The sequence below is a fragment of the Pseudomonas sp. BN411 genome (assembly GCF_029871235.1).
In the GTDB taxonomy this organism is placed as follows: Bacteria; Pseudomonadota; Gammaproteobacteria; order Pseudomonadales; family Pseudomonadaceae; genus Metapseudomonas.
The window spans coordinates 573,926-596,478 of record NZ_SSOM01000073.1 but is presented as its reverse complement, the minus strand read 5'-3'; the positions used below and the strand labels follow the sequence as shown (position 1 = coordinate 596,478).

Below are 22,553 nucleotides of genomic sequence, written 5' to 3'. Positions count from 1 at the left end.
CCCCACAAGAAAAGCGCGATGCCCCCAGGCGGCATTGCTGGCGGTCTCTCGGCCGGGGCCGGAGTGTGGTTGTTGGCGGGCTAGCACGCCCGGTCACCAAACCCTGTGGGGGCGATTTCAATCGCTAAGCAGACCGCAGGTCTGCCGTTCGGCCTCGCAAATTGGGGCAGCTGCGCTGCCCTTTGCGAATGAATTCGCCCCCACAAGAAAAGCGCGATGCCCCCAGCGGCATCGATTTACTTACCCACATCCCACCCCGATCACATCCCCCTCGCCTCACCGTCACGTCTTTGTCATAGTCCCCGCGTTTGATTCGGCACGCCCGTCCACGTCTTACGGATAAGAACAACATGAAGCGCTTCGCCCGATTCTTTCTCGCTCCCCTCTTCCTCGTCGTCGCCGGCCTGCTCGCGCTGGCCCTGACCAGCAGCCCGGCGGAACGGCCCGGCGTGCTCGCTGGCTTCGGTGATCAGCCCCTGGTCATCGCCCATCGCGGCGGACGTGGCCTCTGGCCGGAGAACACCCTGTTCGCCTTCGAACGCGCTGCCGCCCTCAAGGTGGACATGCTGGAAATGGACGTGCGCCGCACCCGCGACGGCCAACTGGTGGTACTGCACGACGCACGGGTGGATCGCACCACCAATGGCGACGGCAAGGTGGCCGACCTGACCCTTGCCGAGGCACAGGCCCTGGATGCCGGCTACCGCTGGAGCGCCGATGGCGGCGAGAGCCATCCCTATCGTGGCCAGGGCATCCGCATCCCCACGTTCGAGGAAGTGCTGGAGCGCTTCCCGGAGCAACCCAAGGTGGTGGAGATCAAGGTGCCCGACGCCGGGCTGGAAGAGCAGCTGTGCGCCCTGCTGGACAAGCACGAGCAGCGTGAACGGGTGCTGGTGGGAAGTTTCTACGAGCGCAGCCTGAAGCGCTTCCGCGAAGTCTGCCCCGGCGTCGCCACCTCGGCCGGCCCGACTTCAGTGCGCCTGCTGGTGGCGCTGAACTGGGTCGGCCTGGGCAGCCTGGTCAGCCCGTCCTACCAGGCACTGCAGATTCCCGAGAGCAGCGGCGGCCTGCAGGTGGCCACCGACAGCCTGATGAAGACCGCCCTGCAACGCGGCCTGGCGGTCCAGATGTGGACCATCAACGAGCAACCGGCCATGCGCCACCTGCTGGACATGGGGGCGAATGGCCTGATCACCGATTACCCGGATCGCGCCCTGCAATTGCTCGGGCGCTCGACGCGCATCACGTCGCTGAGCGATTGACGGCGAAACCCGCCCAGGTCTGGCTCACCGGCATCAGCTCCAGGCTGTTGATGTTGATGTGAGCCGGCTGGTTCATGATCCAGAAGATGGTTTCGGCGATGTCTTCCGGCTGGATGGCTTCGGCGCCGGCGTAGGTGGCGTCGTACTTGGCCTGGTCGCCGCCGAAGCGCACCAGGGAGAACTCGCTCTCGCACAGCCCTGGCTCGATGTTGGAAACACGCACGCCAGTGCCCACCAGGTCGTTGCGCAGGCTCAGGGAAAACTGGCCGACGAAGGCCTTGGTGGCGCCATACACGTGGCTGCCCGGATAGGGCCAGTTGCCCGCTACCGAACCCAGGTTGACGATGCTCGCACCACGGCCGTGGGCGATCAGGCGCGGCAACAGCAGGCGAGTGCTGTACATCAGGCCTTTGATGTTGGTGTCGACCATGGTGTCCCAGTCATCCAGGTCGCACTTGGGCGCGGGGTCGGCGCCCAGGGCCAGGCCGGCGTTGTTGATCAGGCCACGAATCTTCTCGTACCCGGCCGGCAGGCCGGCGATGGCGGCTTCCATGGCCTTGCGGTCACGCACGTCCAGCTCCAGGGTGAGCACGTCGGTCTGGGCCGAGAGCTCATCCTTGAGTGCCTGCAGACGCGCGGCGCGGCGGCCCGTCAGCACCAGCGACCAGCCGGCCTGGGCGAAGCGCCGGGCGCAGGCTTCGCCGAAACCCGAGGTGGCGCCGGTGATGAATACGGTGGAAGTCATGCTGTTCTCCTTGCTCTGGGGCACGGGCCCGTTGCGAATAGACCGGCATAGGTTACGCCATCCACAGGGGCGAGCTCCTGGCGAAAAAATCGCCAGCACCATACAGCCCGCGCCGCAACTGCACCGCAGCGATTACTCCCAAGTTTATCCACAGCTTTTCGCACAGTTGCCGGGGACAAGTCCGGGTAACCGTGCAAACGCCTGGCCGGTCGTATAACCCACTGTTTCCGTGGGATAAACCGGGAGTGATCAAATTTTGAACGTCGCAAGCCACGCAACGGAAACCGGGCATTCCAGACAGGTATCACCAAGTTATCCACAAGGTGCTTCACAGAGATTGTGAGCAGAAGCCGGGTGCAGGCCGTAACTCCGCGAGTGGCTGTCTGTGGATATCCCTATCGGACGGGCGGGACCGCCCCATCTGTTCACGGACCTAGACTTCCCTGGCTAACCACAGAGGAGATCCGACCATGGTCAAAGTCGCCTTGCTGGTACGCCTGGAAGCCAGGCCGGGGAAAGTCGCCGAAGTGGAGGAATTCCTCCGTGGCGGCCTGCCGCTGGTGCAGGCAGAGCCCGAAACCACGGCCTGGTTCGCCTTGCGCATGGGCCCCCAGAGTTTCGGCATTTTCGATGCCTTCGACAGTGAACGTGGGTTGCAGGCCCATATGGCCGGCCAGGTGGCCGCCGCCTTGATGGAACGTGCCGGAGAACTGTTCAGCACGCCGCCACAGATCGAGCGAGTGGAGGTGTTGGCGGCCAAGTTGCCCGAGGCCACGGAGGAAGAAGAGTTCTGAACATCTGTGGGAGCGCTACCTACGCGGCCTGGGACAACAGCACCTGCGCCGCAATCAGGTCTTCCAGGGCGTAGCCCACGGACTTGAACAGGGTGATCTCGCTGTTGGTCTGACGATGGCCACGGCCATGCAGCAGGTCAGCAAGTTCGAAGTGGATGCTCTGCTCGGTGATGGCACCCTCGGCGATGGCGAAGAGCAGGTCGCCGGCCTCCTCCAGCGCACCGGCGCGGGTGTCGACCACGATGCGCGAGCGGGCCACGGCGGCGCAGTCGGTTTCCCGCATGCTGGGCAGGAAGGCGCCCACCAGGTCGAGGTGGGTCCCCGGCCGCAGCCAGTCACCGAGGATCAGCGGCGAGGTGGAGGTGGTGACGCAGCTGATGCAATCAGCCTGCTGGGCGCAGGTCTGCAGGTCGGGCGCCACGTGCACGGGGTAGCCCTCGGCGGCCAGCGTGCGCACCAGTCCGGCGGCCTTCTCCGGGTGGCGTCCCCAGATATCCACACGCTCGTACTGCCGCACCACGCAATGGGCGCGGACCATGTGCGCGGCCAGGGTGCCGGTGCCCACCACCAGCAAGCGGCTGGCGTCGTGCCGGACCAGCGCGCTGGCGGCCAGGGCCGACGTACAGGCGGTGCGCCGGGCGGTGAGTTCGGAAGCCTCCAGCACCGCCAGGGGCTTGCCGGTGGCGTCGTCGAACAGGGTGAACAGCGCGGCGACCGAGGGCAGGCCCTTTTCGCCGTTGTGGGGATAAACCGTGACCAGCTTCACGCCGACGCCCTGCCCCTGCTGCCAGACCGGCATACAGAGCAGCGTGGCGTCTTGTGGCAGGGCATGGCAGGCGCGCACCGGAGCCTCGGCCGGATTGGCCAGGCCGTGGCGCAAGGCTTCGATCAGTTGTGGATAAGGCAACGCCGCGGCGACGTCGGCGTTGGTGAAAAAGCGAAGGGTTTGCATCGCGGACTCCCTGGTGGACCTGGGGTGAGCAAACAGCCCTCTCCCCCGGCCCCTCTCCCTGAAGGGAGAGGGGAGACGCTCGGGGAAAGGTTGGAGGCGGCGGGTCAGTGCCCGCCGAGGTAGGCGTTGCGGACTTCCTGGTTGCCCAGCAGTTCCTCGCCCGTGCCGCTCATGCGGATTTCACCGGTGACCATCACGTAGGCGCGGTCGGAGAGCTTGAGCGCGTGGTTGGCGTTCTGCTCCACGAGGAAGATGGTCATGCCGGTCTGGGCCAGTTCCTTGAGGGTCTGGAAGATCTGCTTGACCACGATGGGCGCCAGGCCCAGGGAAGGCTCGTCGAGCAGCAGCAGCTTGGGCCGGCTCATCAACGCGCGGGCGATGGCGAGCATCTGCTGTTCGCCGCCGGACATGGTCATGGCGCGCTGGTTTCGCCGTTCCTTCAAGCGCGGGAAGAGGTCGAACATGCGTTGCATGTCCTCGTCCGCATGGTCCATGCCGATGGGAATGGTGCCCATCAGCAGGTTCTCTTCCACGCTCATGTCAGGAAACACCCGGCGCCCTTCCGGCGACTGGGCGACGCCGTTGGACGCGACATAGTGCGCCGACCTGTGGGTGATGTCGGTGCCGCCGTAGACGATGGCGCCGTTGGCCGCGCGCGGCTGGCCGAAGATGGACATCAGCAGAGTGGACTTGCCCGCGCCATTGGCGCCGATCAGGCTCACCGTCTCGCCTTCGTTGATGTGCAGGCTGACCTTTTTCAGTGCCTGGATCGGGCCGTAGAAGACGTCGACATCCTTGAACTCCAGGAGGGGTGCACTCATGCCACTTCCTCCTCTTCGGCGCCGAGGTACGCGGCGATCACCTTGGGATCGTGGCGGACATCGTGGGGGTTGCCTTCGGCAATCACTTCGCCGTGGTCCAGCACCACGATGTGGTCGGAAATGCTCATCACCATGCCCATGTCGTGTTCGATCAGCAGTACGGTCTGGTCGTGTTCGTCGCGCAGCTTGCGGATGATCCGGCTGAGCGCTTCGGTCTCGGCCGGGTTGAGGCCGGCGGCGGGTTCGTCGAGGCAGATCAGCTGCGGCCGGGTGCACATGGCGCGGGCGATCTCCAGGCGGCGCTGCTGGCCGTAGGAGAGTTCGCCGGCCAGGCGGTTGGCGCAGTCCACCAGGTCCACCACTTCCAGCCAGTAGAAGGCGTGGTTCAGCGCATCGTCCTCGGCCTTGCGGAAGCCCGGGGTGTTGAACACGCCGGCCAGCAGGTTGCGGTTGACCCACATGTGCTGGGCCACCAGCAGGTTCTCCACCACCGACATTTCCCGGAACAGGCGGATGTTCTGGAAGGTTCGCGCGAGGCCCGCGCGGTTCACCAGGTGGGTGCCGCCAAACATCTTGTAGTGCAGGCGGCTGGCGAACTGCGCCGGGTTGACGAAGTCGGTGGGCTGGAAGGGCTCGCCCAGCACCTTGATGATGTCCGTGGTCGCGCCACGGGTGTTGAGCTGGATGCGTCCGCCGGTGGCCTTGTAGAAGCCGGTCAGGCAGTTGAATACGGTGGTCTTGCCGGCACCGTTGGGGCCGATCAGCGCGGAGATCGAGCCGCGCTTGATCTTCAGGCTGACGTCGTTGAGCGCCTTGATGCCACCGAAGTGCATCATCAGGTGCTCGACGCTGAGGATGTTTTGGTCGCTCATGGGGCTACTCCTTTACGCGGGGTGAAGCCGACACGGCTGATACGGATCAGCCCGCGCGGTCGCCAGATCATCATCACCACCATGAGCACGCCGAACAGCAGCACACGGTAGTCGGCGAAGGTGCGAAGCAACTCCGGCGCGACAGTGAGGACGAAGGCGGCGATCACCACCCCGACGGTGGAACCCATGCCCCCGAGCACGACGATGGCGAGAATCAGCGCCGACTCGAAGAAGGTGAAGGACGAGGGGTTCACGAAGCCCTGGTAGCTGGCGAAGAACACCCCGGCAAGCCCGGCGGTAGAGGCGCCCAGCATGAACGCCGAGAGCTTCACCAGCACGTGGTTCAGGCCCATGGCGCGGCAGGCGATTTCATCTTCGCGCAGCGCTTCCCAGGCCCGGCCGACCGGCATGCGGGTCAGGCGGTGCTTGATGTAGAGCACCAGCAGCACCACCAGGAAGAGCACCACGTAGATGAACAGGAACTTCAGGTTGGGGTTGTAGGCGAAGCCGAAGTACTCGTGGATGGGCACCCCGCCATCCTTCGCCCGGCGACCGAACTCCAGGCCGAAGAAGGTCGGCGACGGTACCGACATGCCGTTCGGGCCACCGGTGAAGCTCAGCCAGTTGTTGAGGATCAGGCGGATGATCTCGCCGAAGCCCAGGGTCACGATGGCCAGGTAGTCGCCGTGCATGCGCAGCACCGGGAAGCCCAGTAGCGCACCGGCCAACGCTGCGGTGAGCGCGGACAGCGGCAAGGCGGCCCAGAAGCCGAGGCCCAGGTGGTCGTAGCCCAGCGCCAGGCCATAGGCACCGATGGCGTAGAAGGCCACGTAGCCGAGGTCGAGCAGGCCGGCGAGGCCGACCACGATGTTCAGGCCCAGGCCCAGCAGCACGTAGATCAGGCCGAGGATGACCACGGTGAGCAGGTACTTGCTGGCGAAGAACGGGAAGATCACCGCGGCGACAATCAACAGCGGCACGATCCAGCGCAGCCGGCTCTTGTAGTCGGGCGCACGCACGTGCACGCCGGAGCCGGTGGTCTCGAAGCGCTGCATCAGCACTTCGCCGCGCGGGGTCTGCAGGTAGAGGCTGAGGAAGAAGCGGCCGAGCATGACCACGGCCATCATCACGCCGACGCGCTTGAACTCCAGGTTGAAGCTGTAGCCATCGAGCACCACGCCCATGATGGGCCCGAAGACGATGAGGGCGAGCAGACCGGCGATAACGGCGTCGATCAGGCTCTTCTTGATATCCAGGGGTTTCCTGGCAATGGCAGAAGTCATGATTTACACCTTGGCGACGTGCGGACGGCCCAGCAGGCCCTGGGGACGGAAGATCAGGATCAGCACCAGCAGCGAGAAGCTGAACACGTCCTTGTAGTCGGTATTCACCATGCCGGAGAACTGCGCTTCGGCGATCCCGAGGATGATGCCGCCGAGCATGGCGCCGGGCAGCGAGCCGATGCCGCCGAGCACCGCGGCGGTGAACGCCTTGATGCCGATGATGAAGCCTGCGTAGAAGTCGAAGGTGCCGTAGTTCATGGTGATCAGCACGCCGGCCAGGGCAGCCATCGCTGCACCGATGACGAACACGTAGGAGATGACCCGGTCGGTGTTGATACCGAGGATCGACGCCATCTTGCGGTCCTGCTGGGTGGCGCGGCACATGCGGCCGAGCTTGGTGCGCTGGATGATGTAGGTCAGCACCCCCATGCCGATGAAGGCCGCCACCAGGATGAACACCTTGGTGTAGGTGAGCTGCACGAAGCCGTCACCGATATGGAACTTCAGCGCGCCGTCGAGCAGGGTGGGCACGCCTTGCTGGCGGGCGCCCTGGCTGAGCTGCACGTAGTTCTGCAGGATCAGCGACATGCCGATGGCGGAGATCAGGGGCGCCAGGCGGGTGGAGTTGCGCAGCGGCTTGTAGGCGATGCGCTCAATCACGAAGCCGTACACGCCGGTCACCGCAATGGTGAACAGCAGGGTGCCAAGGATCAGCAGCGGGAAGGATTCGAGTCCGAAGAAGGCCAGGATGGCCAGGGTGATCGCGGCGATGTAGGCGGAGATCATGTACACCTCGCCGTGGGCGAAGTTGATCATGCCGATGATGCCGTAAACCATGGTGTAGCCGATGGCGATCAGACCGTAGACCGACCCGAGGGTCAGCCCGTTGATCAGCTGTTGCAGGATAATACCGTCCATCACTCTGTCTCGTCTTTTGGGGGTCCGGCCTTGGGTTCGGCCAGCTCCCGCGAGTGGAATCAGACGGGCACCACTGAAAAACCATGTCAAATCGAGCGGTTCCCCGCCCGGCTCAAGCAGAAAAGGACTTCAGCAGTTTCCCGGAATACACCGACCGGCCAGATGCGGGTGGCATCTGGCCGGTCAGCCGAGCTATATCCAGTGTCGGATCAGGATCGAGCGAGCTAGAGCCGGACAAGGCGGAAAGGGTTGAGGGACGCGGAGTTTACGACTGTAAATGAGCAGTCCCGAGACCCTTTCCAACGCTGGCCGGCCGACGCGCAGGCGATCCTGGCCGACACTCACTGCTGGGCGTATTTACCTTTGTCATCCCACTCGTAAATTACGTAGTCGGAGACTTTCAGGTCGCCCTTGGCATCCCATTCCTTCTTGCCCATCACGGTCTGCACCGGATGGCTCTTCAGCCATTCGGAAGCCTTGGCCGGTTCGTTGGAGCCTGCGCCATTGAAGCCGGCAGCCAGGGCTTGCAGGGTCGCGTAGGCGTACAGGGTGTAGCCTTCCGGCTCGAAGCCGCTGGCGCGGAATTTCTCGATCACGGCCTTGCCGTCGGCGATCTTGCGCGGGTCGGCGCCGAAGGTCATCAGCACACCCTTGGTGTACTGCGGACCGCCGGCAGTAGTGACCAGTTCGTCGGTGACGATGCCGTCGCCGGAGAGGAACTTGGCGGTCAGGCCCTGCTCACGCATCTGGCGAACCAGCGGGCCGGCTTCCGGGTGCAGGCCACCGAAGTAGACGACTTCGGCACCGGAGGCACGAATCTTGGTGACCAGGGCGTTGAAGTCCTTCTCGCCACGGGTCAGGCCTTCGTACAGGACTTCCTTCACGCCGCGCTTGGCCAGCTCCGCCTTGGTGGCATCGGCCAGGCCCTGACCGTAGGTGTCCTTGTCGTGGATGATGGCGACCTTGGTGGCCTTCAGCACGTCGACGATGTAGTCACCGGCCACGATGCCTTGCTGGTCGTCACGGCCGCACATACGGAACATGCCGGACAGGCCGCGCTCGGTCACTGCCGGGTTGGTGGAGCCGGGGGTCATGGCGATGATGCCCGCCTCGTCATAGACCTCGGAAGCAGGGATGGTGGAGGAGGAGCAGAAGTGACCGACAACGGCGATGGCCTTGTCCTGGTCGACGAGACGGTTGGCAACGGCCACGGCCTGTTTCGGCTCGCAGGCGTCGTCAGCTTTCACCAGCTTGATCTTCTCGCCGTTGATACCACCGGCGGCGTTGAGGTCTTCGGCGGCCTGGGAGGCGCCGCGCCAGTATTGTTCCCCAAAGGAGGCGTTCGCGCCGGTGTGCGGCCCGGCTACGCCAATGACTACATCAGCCTGTACTACGGAAGAAACGCCCAGTGCGGTGGTAACCGCCAGAGCCAGAAAGCCTTTTCTGAAAATCTTCTGCGACATGGAGTTTTGCTCCTGAGGTTTTTAGGGTTAGCGCTCGTGTTCAGCAAGTGGCGTGCCATTAATTCTTGTAGTTGCTCCGCGCCCTGAAAGGCTTTTCCCACCTCCTAGGTTTCTTATTTTTATTCTTTAAAATCAGTAACTTCCAAATCGCATCAAGAAAACCTGAGACAGGCCTGGAAGCCGCACAGCATCAAGGTGCCAGCACGTGCGGTAACAATAGACTCGCGGTACTCATTTGCACATCGCTGGTGCGCGAATATTCCCACTCTGCACTGTTACTGCCCCGCTCTGGACTCCCCAATCCTGCAAGAAACAACCCTGCGCCTCATAGCGGTGCAGTGCAACTTTTTTGCGACTTGCATCACGTCCCCAATGACCAGTCAGAGCTTTTCGCAGGGTGGAAATCGCTTTTCATTTCCACCGTTCGAGACCGCCCATGGTGGACCGGTGAAGCGTGGTCCACCCTACTCCAATCTTCCCTTCCTGCTAGATCACCACGCGCAGGCACTGCCCTGCGTGATAGAGCGAAAAACCCGCTTCGTAGAGCGAACTCCTGAGCCCCACCGCAGACACCGCACGCATGGGCTGGAAGGGCATCGGCAACACCGTTTCGTCACCGCTCAGAAGGTAATCGGCGAAGGCCTTGCCCACCACGCTGCCGGTGGTCACACCACGGCCGTTGTAGCCAGTGAAGGCGAGCAGCCCGGGCGCCGGCTCGTAGAGCCGCATCAGGTGGTCGGGGGTGAAATCGATGCAACCGGTCCAGGTGAATTCCCAATCCACCTTGCCGAGATAAGGGAAGTAGTGGCGCTGGATACGGTCGGCCCAGGCACGCAGGAACCAGGCCGGCTTGCGCGAGCCGTTGCCCAGGCTGCCGAGCAGCAGGCGGCCGGCGGCATCGCGGCGGATACTGCTGAGCACCTGGCGGGTATCCCAGGAACCTTGCCCGCCCGGCAGGATACGCGCGGCGGCCTCGCCCGAAAGCGGCGTGGAGGCCACCTGGTAGTAGAAACCGGGGAAGAAGTGGCGCCGCAGTTCGGTCCACTCGCCTTCGGTGTAGGCGTTGGAGGCGATCACCACCTGCGGGGCGATAGCCACGCCGTGTTCGCCGTGCACGCACCAGTTGGCGCCCTGGCGTTCCAGGCGCAGCACGGGGGAATGTTCGAAGAGCTGGCCGCCGAGGTACTTCACCGCGCGGGCCAGGCCACGGGTGTAGCCCATGGGGTTGAGGGTACCGGCGCGGCGGTCGAGCAGCGCGGCGGCGATCTTGTCGGTGCCGGTGGCTTCGCGGCAGGCGGCGCCGGTCAGCAGCTCGACCGGTGCGCCACGGCGCTGCCACTGCTCGCAGCGACTGGCGAGATCGGCCTGGCCACGGGCGTTGTGGGCCATGTGCAGGGTGCCTTCGCGGCGCAGCTGGCAGTCGATGTCATAGCGATCCACCAGGGAAAACACCAGGGACGGCGCGGCCCCCAGGGTGCGGTTGAGGCGCTCGCCAACGGTTTTGCCGAGGCCGGCTTCGATCTCATCCGGCGGAATCCACATGCCGGCATTGACCAGTCCGACGTTGCGCCCGGAACCGCCATGACCGGCGGTGTGGGCCTCCAGCAGGCAGACACGCTTGCCCGCCTCCAGCAGGTGCAACGCGGCGGAGAGGCCGGTAAAACCGGCCCCGATCACGCAGACATCGGCCCTGACCTCGCCGTGCAGCACAGGGCTTTCCGGCAGTTGTGGCGTCAGATATTCCCAGAGGCATTCCTGGCGCAGGGTCATCGAGTGCAATCCTTAGTCGAAGGTGATGCCCTGGGCCAGCGGCAGTTCGTGGGAGTAGTTCACGGTATTGGTCTGACGACGCATGTAGGCCTTCCAGGAGTCAGAGCCGGATTCGCGACCGCCACCGGTTTCCTTCTCGCCACCGAAGGCGCCACCGATTTCCGCGCCGCTCGGGCCGATGTTGACGTTGGCGATGCCGCAGTCGCTGCCCACCGCCGACTGGAACAACTCGGCCTCGCGCACATCGGTGGTGAACACGCAGGACGACAGGCCCTGGGGCACGGCGTTGTTGAGGGCGACGGCGTCTGCGAAGTCGCTGTAGCCGATCACGTAGAGAATCGGGGCGAAGGTTTCGTGGCAGACGACCGCGCTCTGGCCGGGCATTTCGACGATGGCCGGGGATACGTAGTAGGCATTCGGGAACTGCCCTTCGAGCTGGCGTTCACCACCGAATACCTTGCCGCCTTCGGCACGCGCCTGCTCCAGGGCGCGCTGCATGCCCTCGAAGCTCTGCTTGTCGATCAGCGGGCCGATCAGGTTGCCTTCCAGCGGATGGCCGATGCGCACCTTGGAGTAGGCAGCCTTCAGACGCTCGACGATCTCGGCCTTCACCGATTCGTGGGCGATCAGGCGGCGCAGGGTGGTGCAGCGCTGGCCGGCGGTGCCGACGGCGCTGAAGAGAATCGCACGCACCGCCAGGTCGAGGTCGGCGCTGGGGGCGAGGATCATGGCGTTGTTGCCGCCGAGTTCCAGCACGCTGCGGGCGAATCGGGCCGCCACACGAGGCGCCACTTCGCGACCCATACGGGTGCTGCCGGTGGCGCTGACCAGGGCCACGCGCGGGTCATCCACCAGGGCTTCGCCGGCTTCGCGAGCACCGATCACTACCTGGCTGAGGTGGGCGGGGGCCTCACTGAAATTCTTCGCCACGCGCTCGAACAGCGCCTGGCAGGCCAGGGCGGTGAGCGGGGTCTTCTCCGAGGGTTTCCACACCACCGGGTTACCGCAGACCAGCGCCAGCGCCGCGTTCCAGGACCAGACGGCGACCGGGAAGTTGAAGGCGCTGATCACACCGACCACGCCCAGCGGGTGCCAGGTTTCGCGCATGTGGTGGCCGGGGCGCTCGGAGGCGATGGTCAGGCCGTAGAGTTGGCGCGACAGGCCGACGGAGAAGTCGCAGATGTCGATCATTTCCTGCACTTCACCCAGGCCTTCCTGGGTGATCTTGCCGGCTTCCCAGGACACCAGTTCGCCCAGCTCGGCCTTGTACTGGCGCAGCACTTCGCCGTACTGGCGGATCAGCTCGCCACGGCGCGGCGCCGGCACCTTGCGCCAGGCCTGGAAGGCATCAGCGGCACGGGCGATCTTCGCTTCGACTTCGGCGCGGCTCTCCAGGCGGACGGTGCCGATGCGGCTGCCGTCGATGGGCGAATGAACGGCGTGATCGCCTTGCTGGTAGAGGGACGAATCGACACCAAGACGGTCAAGCAGTGCGGCAACCATGGGGAACTCCTGTCTCAACGAACTGATGGCCCTCTGCAGGAGCGAGCTTGCTCGCGAAGCCTTCGCCAGCAAGCTGGCTCCTACAAGTTGGGAGCCAGATGGGAATGGCACCAGTAATAGCTGCGAAAAGGGCTTGCCAACAAACGACCTTTCCGACACATATCATTCCGTTAATTCATGATCCTGCCCGCCACGAGAAACCCCGATGCTCAAACGCCACATGCCCTCGATCACCGCCCTGCAATGTTTCGAGGCAGTGGCCCGGCACCTCAGTTTCACCCGTGCGTCCGAGGAGCTGAGCCTGACCCAGAGCGCGGTGAGCAAGCAGGTGGCGCAACTGGAAGAGTTGCTCCAGCACCTGCTGTTCCGCCGTGTGCGTCGGCGCCTGCAACTGACCCCGGCCGGCTCGCTGTACCTGACCGAAGTGCGCAAGATCCTCGCCCAGGTAGAGATGTCCACCCACTACATGCTGTCCTACGGCGGCGATACCGAGGTCCTGCGCGTGGCCACCCCGCCGACCTTTGGCGCGCGCTGGCTGATTCCGCGCCTGAAGGGCTGGCGCCTGCGCCATCCGAACATCCACCTGGACCTGCGCAACGAGCTGGAGCCGAACGCCCTGGTCCAGGGCCGCAGCGACGTAGCCTTCTACTTCGGCCACGGCGCCCTGCCCGGCGCCGAGTGCATCCGCCTGTTCAGCGAGGAAGTGGTACCGGTCTGCGCCCCCGGCGCGATGCCCGAGAAACCCTTCACCGAGCCGACCCAGCTCACCGACCTGGTGCTGCTGCAGAACGCCACTCGCCCCGAGGCCTGGCACGAGTGGTTCCAGAGCCAGGACCGGCACACCGAGCACAGCTACCACGGGCCGCGCTTCGACACCTCCTACATGTGCATCCGCGCCGCCCAGGCCGGCTGCGGCGTGGCCCTGCTGCCGCGCTTCCTGGTGGAAGAGGAACTGGAGGAAGGCAAGCTGGTGATCCCCTGGGACCATCCCCTGCCCAGCCGCAATGCCTATTACCTGGCCTACCCCGAGCACGCGGCGGAAGTGCCGAAGGTGAAGGACTTCGTGCGCTGGATGCTGGAGCAGTTGGATCAGGAATGACCGGGGAAAATGGACCGAGCACTGCCCTGTCATACGGCGCGGACTTCTCTTCCGTAGGGGCGAATTCATTCGCCAAGCAGGCCGCAGGCCTGCCCCAACGCGGACTCCCCCGGGGGCCGCTTCGCGCCCCTTGGCGAATGAATTCGCCCCTACAAGTGATGCAATCCATCCCGTTCTGGGCTTCAGGAAAAAACGGAATGAACCCGCCGGTTTTTTTCGTTTGCTCCGCCGCCGCCGGGCTGCTTGGATAGGCTCATCTTTCCTTCAGCCCGGAATCGCTCCATGTCCACCAACGAACGCCTGTTTGCCCTGGTCGCCAGCGTGATCGGTGAACCCGCCGCCCGCTGGGTCGAAGCCCACGTGGAGGTCCCCGCAGGCCTGTCCGCATTTCCCCTCAACGAAACCGCCGTGCATCGCGCCTGGCTGGCCGAGGCGCTGAACCTCTGCCTGTTCCACAAACTGGTGGAGGCGGTCCCCATCGGCCGTACCTACGTGGAAGAACAGCGCGCCAAAGGCCGCCATGTGGTGTTCGACCACGGCGCGATCCGCACCGTCGACTGGCCGGACAACGGCGCCCTGCCCCGTGGCCGCCAGGCGTTCGCCCGCCTGCTGGAACCCCTGGGCTTCGCCGACGTGCGCACCTATCCGCTGACCCGGCTGAAGATGACCGGCTACGCCTACCGGCAGATGGACCTTCCCGAGGACATCGCCCAGTTCTTCGTTTCGGAGCTGCATCCGGGCCGGTTCAGCGAGAGCTTCCAGTTGGCCGTGACCCGCGTGGTGGGCGACAGCCGCGACCCGCTGGACGCCAGCCACAAGGCCGTGCTCGACACACTCTGGCGCCAGCGCCAGTGCAGCTTCGCCGAAGCCAGGCACCTGCTGCCGGCGCTCTACCGTGCCTTCGACCGTCAGCACGGCGTGGTGCACGAGCAGGACTACGAACTGCTGCGCGAGGAAAGCGTGGAGATGGCCTGGATTTCCACCGAGGGCAATATGTTCAACCACCTCACCGATCGGGTCGCCGACCTGCAGGCGGTGGTGGACGAACAGAACGCCAAGGGCCGGCCGATGAAGGCCAGCATCGAGGTTTCGGCCTCGGGCCGGGTGATGCAGACCGCCTACCGTGCAGTGCAGGTGCAACGCGACTTCGTCGATGCCGGCGGACGCGCCGTGCAGCGCGAGGTGCCCGGTTCCTTCGTCGAGTTCATCCAGCGCGAGATCGACCCCGACGACGCACGCCTGGACCTGAACTTCGACAGCAGCAACGCGCAGGGCATCTTCAAGATGACGGCAGGCCAGTAGGCGCGAATTCATTCGCCAAGCAGGCCGAAGATCTGCCCATCGCTCTGTCAGGGGGCAGCTTCGCAGCCCTTGGCGAATGAATTCGCCCCTACAGAGATCTACGCCCATGCGAGCTCCAGAAACCAAAAAGGCCGCTCAATCGAGCGGCCTCTTCGTGATCCCCGGAGGTCAGTCGACCAGGGCCAGGGTGCCCTTCATCATCGATACGTGGCCGGGGAACGAGCAGAAGAACTCGTAGTTCTCACCGGCCGCCAGCTTGGCCACATCGAAGGTTACGCTGTCGCTCTCGCCACCACCGACCATCTTGGTGTGTGCAATGATGCGGGCGTCGTCGGCCTTCAGGTAATCCTTGTCGAGGCCGGCGGTCATGCCTTCGGTGGCAATGGCCTGGGCATCGGCAGTCTTGCTCAGCACCCAGTTGTGACCCATCACGTTCTTGGCCAGCTTGCCGACGTGCTTGAGGTTCACGGTGAAGGTCTTGCAGCTCTTGCTGACCTTGATCTCTTTGGTATCGAAAGTCATCTGATCGGTGGCCTGCACATCCACGGTACATTCAGCAGCCAGCAGAGGTGCACTGGCCAGGGCCAGCACGGATGCAACGACGAGCTTGCGAATCATGGGAGTCTCCTTGGCAGAAAGGGCAGAAATGCCCCAGAAGGGAGACTGCCCTATTCGTCAGCGAGTTCCCATGACCTGCGGCAACGGGCCGCAATCCTGAAAACAAGGAAGTTCACGCCCCATGCTGTCGTTCTTCATCGCCGCCATGCTCCTCGGATTTGTGTTCAATGCCGCGCCCGGCGCGGTCTTCAGCGAGACCCTGCGGCGCGGCCTGCGGGATGGCTACCGGCCCGCGCTGATGGTCCAGATCGGTTCCCTGGTGGGCGACGCCACCTGGGCCGCCCTGGGCCTCACCGGCCTGGCCCTGCTGCTGGACAGCGCCACCGTGCGCTACCCCCTGACCATCGCCAGCGCCCTGTACCTCGCCTGGCTGGGGCTGCAATCCCTGCGCGACGCCCATCGCCCGCCGCAACCTTCGCCCGAGGATGCCGGCGCCACAGGCGGCGCCTTCGCCTCGGGGGCCGCGCTGTCACTGACCAATCCTCAGAACATCGTCTACTGGGCCGCCATGGGCGGGGCCATGGCAGCCGTTGGCGTAGCCGAGCCGACGCCCACACACCTGGCGGTGTTCTTCGGCGGTTTCATGTTGTCGTCGCTGCTCTGGTGTTTCATCTGCGCCGGCCTGGTGGACTGGTTCCGCCGCGTCGCGTCCACCCTCTGGCACCGGGTCACTTACCTCGCCTGCGGCCTCTGCCTGCTGGCCCTTTCGGGGATGACGGCGGCGGAGCTGATGAAGATCGCCTGAGCTATCGGACCGATCGAAACAAACTACGGGCGGGCCGCCGGGGCACCGTCCTAGCATGGCGCCATTCATCCACAAGGAGATACGCCATGGACTTCCTGCAAAGCCTGCTCGCCGCCTATGCCGCCGGGGCTTGCGGCGCCTCCGCCGAGTGATTGCACCCCCTACCGTTCGGAAGCTGACTACTCGAACAACTTGGAGCTCGAGGACGAAGCCGGTACTCTTGCGCGCTTTTTTCGCACCAGGAGTCCCCCATGTCCTTGCGTTCCGTCTGCGTGTTCTGCGGTGCCAGCCCCGGCGCCAAGCCGATCTACCGTGAAACAGCTGCCCTCCTGGGTCACACCCTGGCCGAGCGCGGTATCACGCTGGTATACGGCGGCGGCGCAGTCGGCCTGATGGGCACCGTGGCGGATGCGGCGCTAGCCGCCGGTGGCGAGGTCATCGGGGTGATTCCGCAGAGCCTGATGGACGCCGAAATCGGCCACAAAGGGCTGACCCGCCTGGAAGTGGTGGATGGCATGCACGCACGCAAGGCCCGCATGGCCGAGCTGTCGGACGCCTTCATCGCCCTGCCCGGCGGCCTGGGTACCCTGGAAGAGCTGTTCGAGATCTGGACCTGGGGCCAGCTGGGCTACCACAGCAAGCCGCTGGGCCTGCTGGAAGTGAACAGCTTCTACGACAAGCTCACCGACTTCCTCGACCACCTGGTGGAAGAGCGCTTCGTCCGCGACCAGCACCGCGGCATGCTGCAGGTCGGCGGCCACCCGGAAATCCTGCTGGACCGCCTGGAAGCCTGGCGTCCGTCCAGCGCGCCCAAGTGGGTCGATCGCAAGCCGCACTGACCGCCCGCCCGTCCCGGTCTTACACTGTCCGGGACGAACCTGGGGCCAGGAGTGATCGATGGCGGACGACGAGCGGATCAAGGTCTACTACAACAGCGCCTGCCCAGTGTGCAAAGCCGGCATCGAAGGCCAGAAAGGCAAGACCACCGCCTGTCAGGTGGAATGGGCCGATGTCCACCAGGACAACCGCGCGGTGGAAGAAATCGACGAGAACCTGGAATACGTCCGCGAGCGCCTGCACCTGGTGGACGAACAGGGCGTCAAGCACATGGGGATGGACGCCTTCATCGTGCTCTGGCGCCATTCGCCACGGGAGCACTGGAAAGCCCGGCTGTTCTCCCTGCCGTTGATCCACGGCCTCTCGCAACTCGCCTACAAGGCCTTCGCCCGCGCGCTCTATCGCTGGAACAAGGCCAAACACCACTGGTGACATGGATGACCACTGCAATCGAAACCCTGCCCACCCTCTCCCCCGCCGACCGCCAGCGCCTGGTCGACGTCTGGGAAGGCGCCGTGCGCGCCACGCATCACTTCCTCACTGAGGACGACATCCAGTTCTTCAAGCCTCTGGTGCGTGATGCTTACCTGGATTCAGTGAGCCTGGCCTGCTTGCGGGGTGCCGACGGGCAGGTCGCCGGCTTCATCGGCACGGTCGAGGACAAGGTGGAAATGCTCTTCGTCGACCCGGCGCAGCATGGCCGGGGCATCGGCCGCGCCCTGATGGGCCACGCCCTGGCCCACGGCGCGCAATCTGTGGATGTGAACGAGCAGAACCCGCAGGCGGTGGGTTTCTACCTGCACCTGGGGTTCGTCCAGCATGGCCGCTCGGACGTGGATGGCGCGGGCAAGCCATTTCCGATCCTGCATCTGCGCAAGGACTGAAGCCGGCCCGTCTTTTGTCGTGCTGTGGGGCGTTGATGGGTATCGCTTCGCTCCACCCATCCTACGAAGCTGACCGGGCTACCCTCACCCCAACCCTCTCCCGGAGGGAGAGGGGGTCAATTGTGCCGACATCAGCCGAGCATTTTTCCTGTAGGGGCGAATTCATTCGCGAAAGCAGGCCGCAGGCCTGCCCAAGATCACCCCTGCGGCTGTTGCACGATGATGGTCTGCGCCGGCATGGGTGCCGGGAAGTCCGCGCCCAGGGCCTCCTTGATCACCCGGTTGGTATCGAAATACACCTGCCAGTAGTTGTCGTTGTGGCAATAAGGCCGTACCGCCAGCACCGGCCCCACCAGGTTGAACTCGAGGATTTCCACATCCACCGGCGGCTCGGTGAGCACGTTGGGGATGGCGGCGATGCGCGCCTTGAGAACAGCCGCGGCTGCGTGCCAGTCGGCGGCGCCGGAGAGCTGGGCCTTGAGTTCCACGCGGCGGAATTCGTTGTGGCTGTAGTTCTGGATGGTGTCGCTGAAGATCTTGTTGTTGCCCACCAGGGTCATCACGTTATCCGGGGTGTTGATCGCGGTGGCGAACAGGCCGATCTCCTTCACCGTGCCGGTCACGCCGCCAGCGCTGATCATGTCGCCCACCTTGAACGGCCGCAGGACGATGATGAAACCGCCTGCCGCCAGGTTGGCCAGCAGGCCCGACCAGGCCATGCCGATGGCCAGGCCGACCGCCGCGATCAATGCCGCGAGACTGGTGGTCTGGATGCCGAAGAAGCCGAGGATGCCCACCACCAGCAGGACGTTCAGGGTGACGGTGATGAACGAGCCGACATAGCGCAGCACCGTCGGGTCGACTTTTTGTCGTTCCAGCGAGCGCTGGACCAGTCCGACTGCGAAGCCGATGAGCCAGCGACCCACCACCCAGAAGGCGATGGCCGCGAGAATCTTGACGCCGAAGGTGGTGGCGTACTGCATGACCGTGGTCATAAACGCGCTGACCTTCTCGGTACCCACATTAACGATGGTTGTTTCATCCATGGCAAAGCACCTTGCAGGAGAGAAGTGGCCCCGAAAAAGCTAGCACGGCGCCGGCAAAGTGCTCGCGGCAACAGCCCGCGCGCTTTTGTAGGTTGGGCTGAGGTACGAAGCCCAACGAGACGGAGTCCCGCCTGAGGCACCGACGTTGGGCCTCGCTACGCTCGGACCAACCTACAGGAGCGGCAGGAGCGTCAGATGGCGAGTTCCCAGAGTGGCATGACGGTGACGCGGACTTCCGGGTCGTGGCTGCCGCCGCCGAGGATGACCCCGCGCAGCGGCGAGACATCGGAGAAGTCGCGGCCCCAGGCCAGGGTGATGTGTTCCAGGTTGGGCAGGATGTTGTTGGTGGGGTCGAAGTCCACCCAGCCATTGTGCGGGCAGTACACCGAGACCCAGGCGTGGGAGGCGTCGGCGCCGATCAGGCGCGGCTGGCCGGGGGGCGGCTGGGTCAGCAGGTAGCCGCTCACATAGCGCGCCGCCACCCCACGGGAGCGCAAGCAGGCGAGCATCAGGTGGGCGAAGTCCTGGCAGACGCCACGGCGGCGCTCCAGCACCTCGGTCAGCGGCGTCGCCACCTGGGTGGCCTCGGCATCGAAGGAAAACTCGCTGAAGATCTTTTCCATCAGCGCCGCCGTGCCCTGCAGCAGCGGCCGCCCGGCGGGGAAACAGCCGGCGCCGAACTCGGTGAACTGGCGCTTGATGCGCACGTAGGGCGACTCCACCCGGTAGCGGCAGGCTTCCAGTTCCACGGAGGACAAGGCTCGACCGCTGAAGGCCAGGCTTGCCGGCACCTGTTCCCAGGCCGGCGAAGCAGTCAGGTCCACCTGTCCATGGGGCAGCACCTCGACCTGCAGGCGAGCGTTCACCTGCAGCTCATCGTGGGGTCGCTCGAAGGCCAGGCGCGTCAGCGGGTTGCCGAAAACGTCCGTGAGGTCCTGCCGCAGCGTGGGTTCGGGATTGATCAGCAGCTCCTGGCCGCTGCACAGCTGCCAGGGACAATCGCGCGGCCAGAGGTGCACCAGTTGCTGGGACAGGGATACCGGCGCCGAATAGCGGTAGTGGGTGTCGTGGAACACCTGGTAGCGGGCGCCCTGCACGGGGGCGATGGATTGGGCTTGCGCGCGCATCAGGTGGATACCGTTTGCTGGCTGACGTCATCGACGTGGGCAAAATAGCGCAATCCGAGGCGGTCGGAGACCTGGCCGACGTTCTGCGCGATTTCCCGCAGCAACCCCGCCAGCCCGGCAAGCACCTCGGCCACGCTTTCGCTGCCGAACAGGGGGTCTTCCAGGGTGGCCAGGTCGAAGGCCAGCAGGCGCCCGATCAGGCCACTCAGCACCAGCTCCTGAGGCGCGCCGAACTCCAGGTGCAGGCGTCCCAGGGAGCGCTCCAGGGCTTGCAGCTGGAAGCGCAGGGCGTGAGGGTTCTGTTCGTGCAGCAACAGCAGGTCGAGCACCGGAATCAGCTGTGGCGAGGCGAGGTAGCGTGAGCGGTAGGTGATGGTGCTGTTGCCCAGTTCCAGCAGCCACTCCAGCGCAACCGGGTCCCAGGCGGCACCGCCTTCGAGGAAGCCGGCGATGGCCTCGGCGTAGAACTGCACGCGCTCGATGCGGCGGCCGATCATCAGGAAGCGCCAGCCGTCATCGCGGGTCATGTCGTCGAGGGCGAAGCCGGACAGCGCGGCCAGGGACATCAGCAAGCGGTTGAGGAATTCCAGCGCTTCACCCAGGTCGGTGCGTTTCGGGTCCAGCGCCAGCGCATCGCGGTTCAGCTCCAGCACCGCGTGCCAGTTCTCCCGCGACAGCCGCCCACGCACCTGGGCCGCGGCCCAGTGCAGGCGGCGCAGGTTGGCGCTGACGCTGCTCGGCCACTCATCGTCCAGCAGGGCCGCCAGCAGGCGTTGCTCCAGCGGCTCGTGACCGCGGGGCACCAGGCCAACCGCGCTGGCCAGGCGCAGGGCCGATTGCAGGGCCTGTTCGTCGCCGTCTGCATCCACATAGCGCGACAACACCACCCGCAGCAGGCGGGCGCCGTCGTCGCAGCGTTCGCCGTAACGACCGAACCAGTAGAGGTTTTCCACCACCCGCGAAGGCAGGTACGGGTCCTGGCGGATCAGGTCGCGCGCGCCGAGGGAGCGCGGACGCAGGGGTTCGCCGACCACCGGCAGGTCGGCCAGCACCCAGGTGTCCTTGCTGGCGCCACCGCGCTGCATGGACACCACTTCGGCATCGGCCGCCGACGCCACCCGCGTCAGACCGCCGGGCATCACCCAGTAGCGGCCGTCGCTTCCGGCCACGGCAAAGACGCGCATGCCGATGGCCCGCGACTGCAGCTCACCTTTCAGCTCGTCGCCCTGCCAGACCGGCGCCTGGGACAACTGCGCCATGCGCTGGGCGACGTAGGCATGGGGATGGGCCTGGAGGCGCTTGCGCAGGGACTGCAACGCGCCATCGTGCAGGGCATGGCCAAACAAGGGCTCGAAGCTCTGGCTGGGGAAGGCGGGCTTGAACACCAACCCGTCCAGGCCCTGCAGCGATTTCTGCAGCAACTGCCCCTGGCCGCACCACCAGGTGCCCAGGGTCGGCAGCAGCAGGTCTTCCCCGAGCAGGTGCTGGCTGACCTTCGGCAGGAAGCCGAGCAATCCCGGCGACTCCAGCACGCCGCTGCCCAGGGCATTGGCCACCAGCACCCGCCCCTGACGCGCCGCATCCAGCAGGCCGGGCACACCCAGGGCGGAGTCGGTGCGCAGTTCCAGGGGGTCGCAGTAATCGTCGTCGAGGCGGCGCAGCACGGCATGGACGCGCTTCAGGCCGCCAAGGGTCTTGAGGTAGAGAGTAGCGTCGCGCACCGTCAGGTCGTGGCCTTCCACCAACGGGAAGCCCAACTGGCGGGCCAGGTAGAGGTGTTCGAAATAGGTTTCGTTGAATCGCCCCGGCGTCAGCAGCACCACCAGCGGCGTCTCACCATCGCTGGGAGCATGGCGGATCAGGGTTTCCTGCAAGGTGCGGAAGTAGCCGGCCAGGTACTGCACGCGCAGGTCGCGATAGAGCTCCGGCAGGGCCCGGGAGACGATCTGCCGGTTCTCCAGGGCGTAGCCGGCGCCGGACGGTGCCTGGGTACGGTCGGCCAGCACGTGCCAACGGCCGTCGGCATCGCGCGCCAGGTCCACCGCGTAGCTGTGCAGGAAGATGCCACCGGCGGGCTGCACGCCCTGGCAGGGCCAGAGGAAGTTGGGGTGGCCATAGACCAGCTCGCTGGGCAGCAGCCCTTCGGCCAACAGGCGCTGCTCACCGTAGAGATCGGCCAGCACGGCATTGAGCAGGCGCGCGCGCTGGGCCACGCCGGCAGCGATAGGCTGCCATTCCTCCGCCGAGAGCAGATTGGGCAGCAGGTCCAGCTCCCAGGGGCGGTCGGTGCCCTTGGGGTCGGCGTAGACGTTGTAGGTAACGCCGTTTTCCTGGATCTGCCGCACCAGCAGCTCCTGGCGCTGCAGCATCTGCGCCGGGCTGCTGCGCTCCATCTGCTGGAACAGGCGCTGCCAATGAGGGCGCACCCGGCCCTCGGCATCCAGCAGTTCGTGATAGGCCGTGGCGGTCAGGGGGTAGTTGGCTAGCAGCTCGGACATCAACAGGCTCGGCA

Annotated in this window: 21 protein-coding genes; 8 read left to right on the top strand and 13 right to left on the bottom strand. The window is 65.2% G+C overall.

Annotation, left to right across the window (positions count from 1 at the left end; genetic code table 11):
- The first annotated feature begins 350 nt into the window (after positions 1-350).
- Positions 351-1,262 carry a glycerophosphodiester phosphodiesterase gene (locus E8F06_RS20630; RefSeq protein WP_280370511.1) on the top strand — a complete coding sequence of 304 codons (912 nt, stop codon included), beginning with the start codon at positions 351-353 and terminating at the stop codon, positions 1,260-1,262.
- Here E8F06_RS20630 and E8F06_RS20625 read toward each other — a convergent pair.
- Positions 1,243-2,007, bottom strand: a complete 765-nt coding sequence (locus E8F06_RS20625) for an SDR family oxidoreductase (RefSeq protein ID WP_280370510.1) — start codon at positions 2,005-2,007, stop codon at positions 1,243-1,245. The genes E8F06_RS20630 and E8F06_RS20625 overlap by 20 nt on opposite strands.
- Before the next feature lie 470 nt (positions 2,008-2,477).
- On the opposite strand from E8F06_RS20625, the gene E8F06_RS20620 reads away from it, so the two are divergent.
- A complete protein-coding gene (locus tag E8F06_RS20620) occupies positions 2,478-2,801 on the top strand; it encodes an antibiotic biosynthesis monooxygenase (protein ID WP_280370507.1) in 324 nt (107 codons plus the stop codon).
- A gap of 19 nt (positions 2,802-2,820) precedes the next feature.
- Here the strand turns inward: E8F06_RS20620 and E8F06_RS20615 are convergent, their stop codons facing one another.
- The 8 genes from E8F06_RS20615 to E8F06_RS20580 all read right to left on the bottom strand — a co-directional run bounded on the left by E8F06_RS20615 (position 2,821) and on the right by E8F06_RS20580 (position 12,383).
- On the bottom strand, positions 2,821-3,753 hold the full coding sequence (locus tag E8F06_RS20615) for an ornithine cyclodeaminase family protein (RefSeq protein WP_280370505.1): 933 nt from the start codon (positions 3,751-3,753) through the stop codon (positions 2,821-2,823).
- A gap of 104 nt (positions 3,754-3,857) precedes the next feature.
- Positions 3,858-4,574 (bottom strand): ABC transporter ATP-binding protein, encoded by a 717-nt coding sequence (locus E8F06_RS20610; RefSeq protein ID WP_280370504.1) that lies wholly within the window; start codon positions 4,572-4,574, stop codon positions 3,858-3,860.
- Entirely contained in the window at positions 4,571-5,446 is an 876-nt protein-coding gene (locus tag E8F06_RS20605) for an ATP-binding cassette domain-containing protein (RefSeq protein WP_280370502.1), read from the bottom strand. Before E8F06_RS20605 ends, E8F06_RS20610 begins: the two co-directional genes overlap by 4 nt.
- On the bottom strand, positions 5,443-6,729 hold the full coding sequence (gene livM / locus E8F06_RS20600) for a high-affinity branched-chain amino acid ABC transporter permease LivM (RefSeq protein WP_280370500.1): 1,287 nt from the start codon (positions 6,727-6,729) through the stop codon (positions 5,443-5,445). The genes E8F06_RS20605 and livM overlap by 4 nt, the downstream gene beginning before the upstream one ends.
- A 3-nt stretch (positions 6,730-6,732) precedes the next feature.
- Positions 6,733-7,647: a branched-chain amino acid ABC transporter permease LivH gene (locus tag E8F06_RS20595; protein ID WP_190831501.1), complete on the bottom strand. Its 915-nt coding sequence runs from the start codon at positions 7,645-7,647 to the stop codon at positions 6,733-6,735.
- A 341-nt stretch (positions 7,648-7,988) separates the two neighbouring features.
- Positions 7,989-9,110, bottom strand: coding sequence for a branched-chain amino acid ABC transporter substrate-binding protein (locus E8F06_RS20590; RefSeq protein ID WP_280370498.1), 1,122 nt, complete (start codon positions 9,108-9,110; stop codon positions 7,989-7,991).
- Between the two features lie 486 nt (positions 9,111-9,596).
- On the bottom strand, positions 9,597-10,880 hold the full coding sequence (locus E8F06_RS20585; RefSeq protein WP_280370496.1) for an FAD-binding oxidoreductase: 1,284 nt from the start codon (positions 10,878-10,880) through the stop codon (positions 9,597-9,599).
- A gap of 12 nt (positions 10,881-10,892) precedes the next feature.
- The gene (locus E8F06_RS20580; RefSeq protein WP_280370494.1) at positions 10,893-12,383 is read right to left on the bottom strand and encodes an aldehyde dehydrogenase family protein; all 1,491 of its coding nucleotides are present in this window, start codon (positions 12,381-12,383) and stop codon (positions 10,893-10,895) included.
- 205 nt (positions 12,384-12,588) lie between these two features.
- On the opposite strand from E8F06_RS20580, the gene E8F06_RS20575 reads away from it, so the two are divergent.
- Both E8F06_RS20575 and E8F06_RS20570 read left to right on the top strand, forming a co-directional pair.
- Positions 12,589-13,482 (top strand): LysR family transcriptional regulator, encoded by an 894-nt coding sequence (locus E8F06_RS20575; RefSeq protein WP_280370493.1) that lies wholly within the window; start codon positions 12,589-12,591, stop codon positions 13,480-13,482.
- A 282-nt stretch (positions 13,483-13,764) separates the two neighbouring features.
- Positions 13,765-14,784, top strand: coding sequence for a DUF1338 domain-containing protein (locus tag E8F06_RS20570; protein ID WP_280370491.1), 1,020 nt, complete (start codon positions 13,765-13,767; stop codon positions 14,782-14,784).
- Positions 14,785-14,952: 168 nt separating this feature from the next.
- Here E8F06_RS20570 and azu read toward each other — a convergent pair whose 3' ends face one another.
- On the bottom strand, positions 14,953-15,402 hold the full coding sequence (gene azu / locus E8F06_RS20565) for an azurin (protein ID WP_280370489.1): 450 nt from the start codon (positions 15,400-15,402) through the stop codon (positions 14,953-14,955).
- 121 nt (positions 15,403-15,523) lie between these two features.
- On the opposite strand from azu, the gene E8F06_RS20560 reads away from it, so the two are divergent.
- From E8F06_RS20560 to E8F06_RS20545, 4 genes are all read left to right on the top strand, one after another.
- The gene (locus E8F06_RS20560) at positions 15,524-16,147 is read left to right on the top strand and encodes a LysE family transporter (protein WP_280370487.1); all 624 of its coding nucleotides are present in this window, start codon (positions 15,524-15,526) and stop codon (positions 16,145-16,147) included.
- Between the two features lie 251 nt (positions 16,148-16,398).
- The gene (locus E8F06_RS20555; protein WP_280370485.1) at positions 16,399-16,986 is read left to right on the top strand and encodes a TIGR00730 family Rossman fold protein; all 588 of its coding nucleotides are present in this window, start codon (positions 16,399-16,401) and stop codon (positions 16,984-16,986) included.
- A gap of 58 nt (positions 16,987-17,044) precedes the next feature.
- Positions 17,045-17,416 (top strand): DUF393 domain-containing protein, encoded by a 372-nt coding sequence (locus E8F06_RS20550; RefSeq protein WP_280370483.1) that lies wholly within the window; start codon positions 17,045-17,047, stop codon positions 17,414-17,416.
- A 5-nt stretch (positions 17,417-17,421) separates the two neighbouring features.
- Positions 17,422-17,868, top strand: a complete 447-nt coding sequence (locus tag E8F06_RS20545; protein ID WP_280370482.1) for a GNAT family N-acetyltransferase — start codon at positions 17,422-17,424, stop codon at positions 17,866-17,868.
- Positions 17,869-18,065: 197 nt separating this feature from the next.
- Here the strand turns inward: E8F06_RS20545 and E8F06_RS20540 are convergent, their stop codons facing one another.
- The 3 genes from E8F06_RS20540 to E8F06_RS20530 form a co-directional block, all read right to left on the bottom strand.
- Positions 18,066-18,914, bottom strand: coding sequence for a mechanosensitive ion channel family protein (locus E8F06_RS20540; RefSeq protein ID WP_280370480.1), 849 nt, complete (start codon positions 18,912-18,914; stop codon positions 18,066-18,068).
- 191 nt (positions 18,915-19,105) lie between these two features.
- Complete coding sequence (locus tag E8F06_RS20535; protein WP_280370478.1) at positions 19,106-20,041, bottom strand: transglutaminase family protein; 936 nt, start codon at positions 20,039-20,041, stop codon at positions 19,106-19,108.
- Positions 20,041-22,539: a circularly permuted type 2 ATP-grasp protein gene (locus tag E8F06_RS20530; protein ID WP_280370476.1), complete on the bottom strand. Its 2,499-nt coding sequence runs from the start codon at positions 22,537-22,539 to the stop codon at positions 20,041-20,043. The genes E8F06_RS20535 and E8F06_RS20530 overlap by 1 nt, the downstream gene beginning before the upstream one ends.
- Positions 22,540-22,553 lie beyond the last annotated feature (14 nt).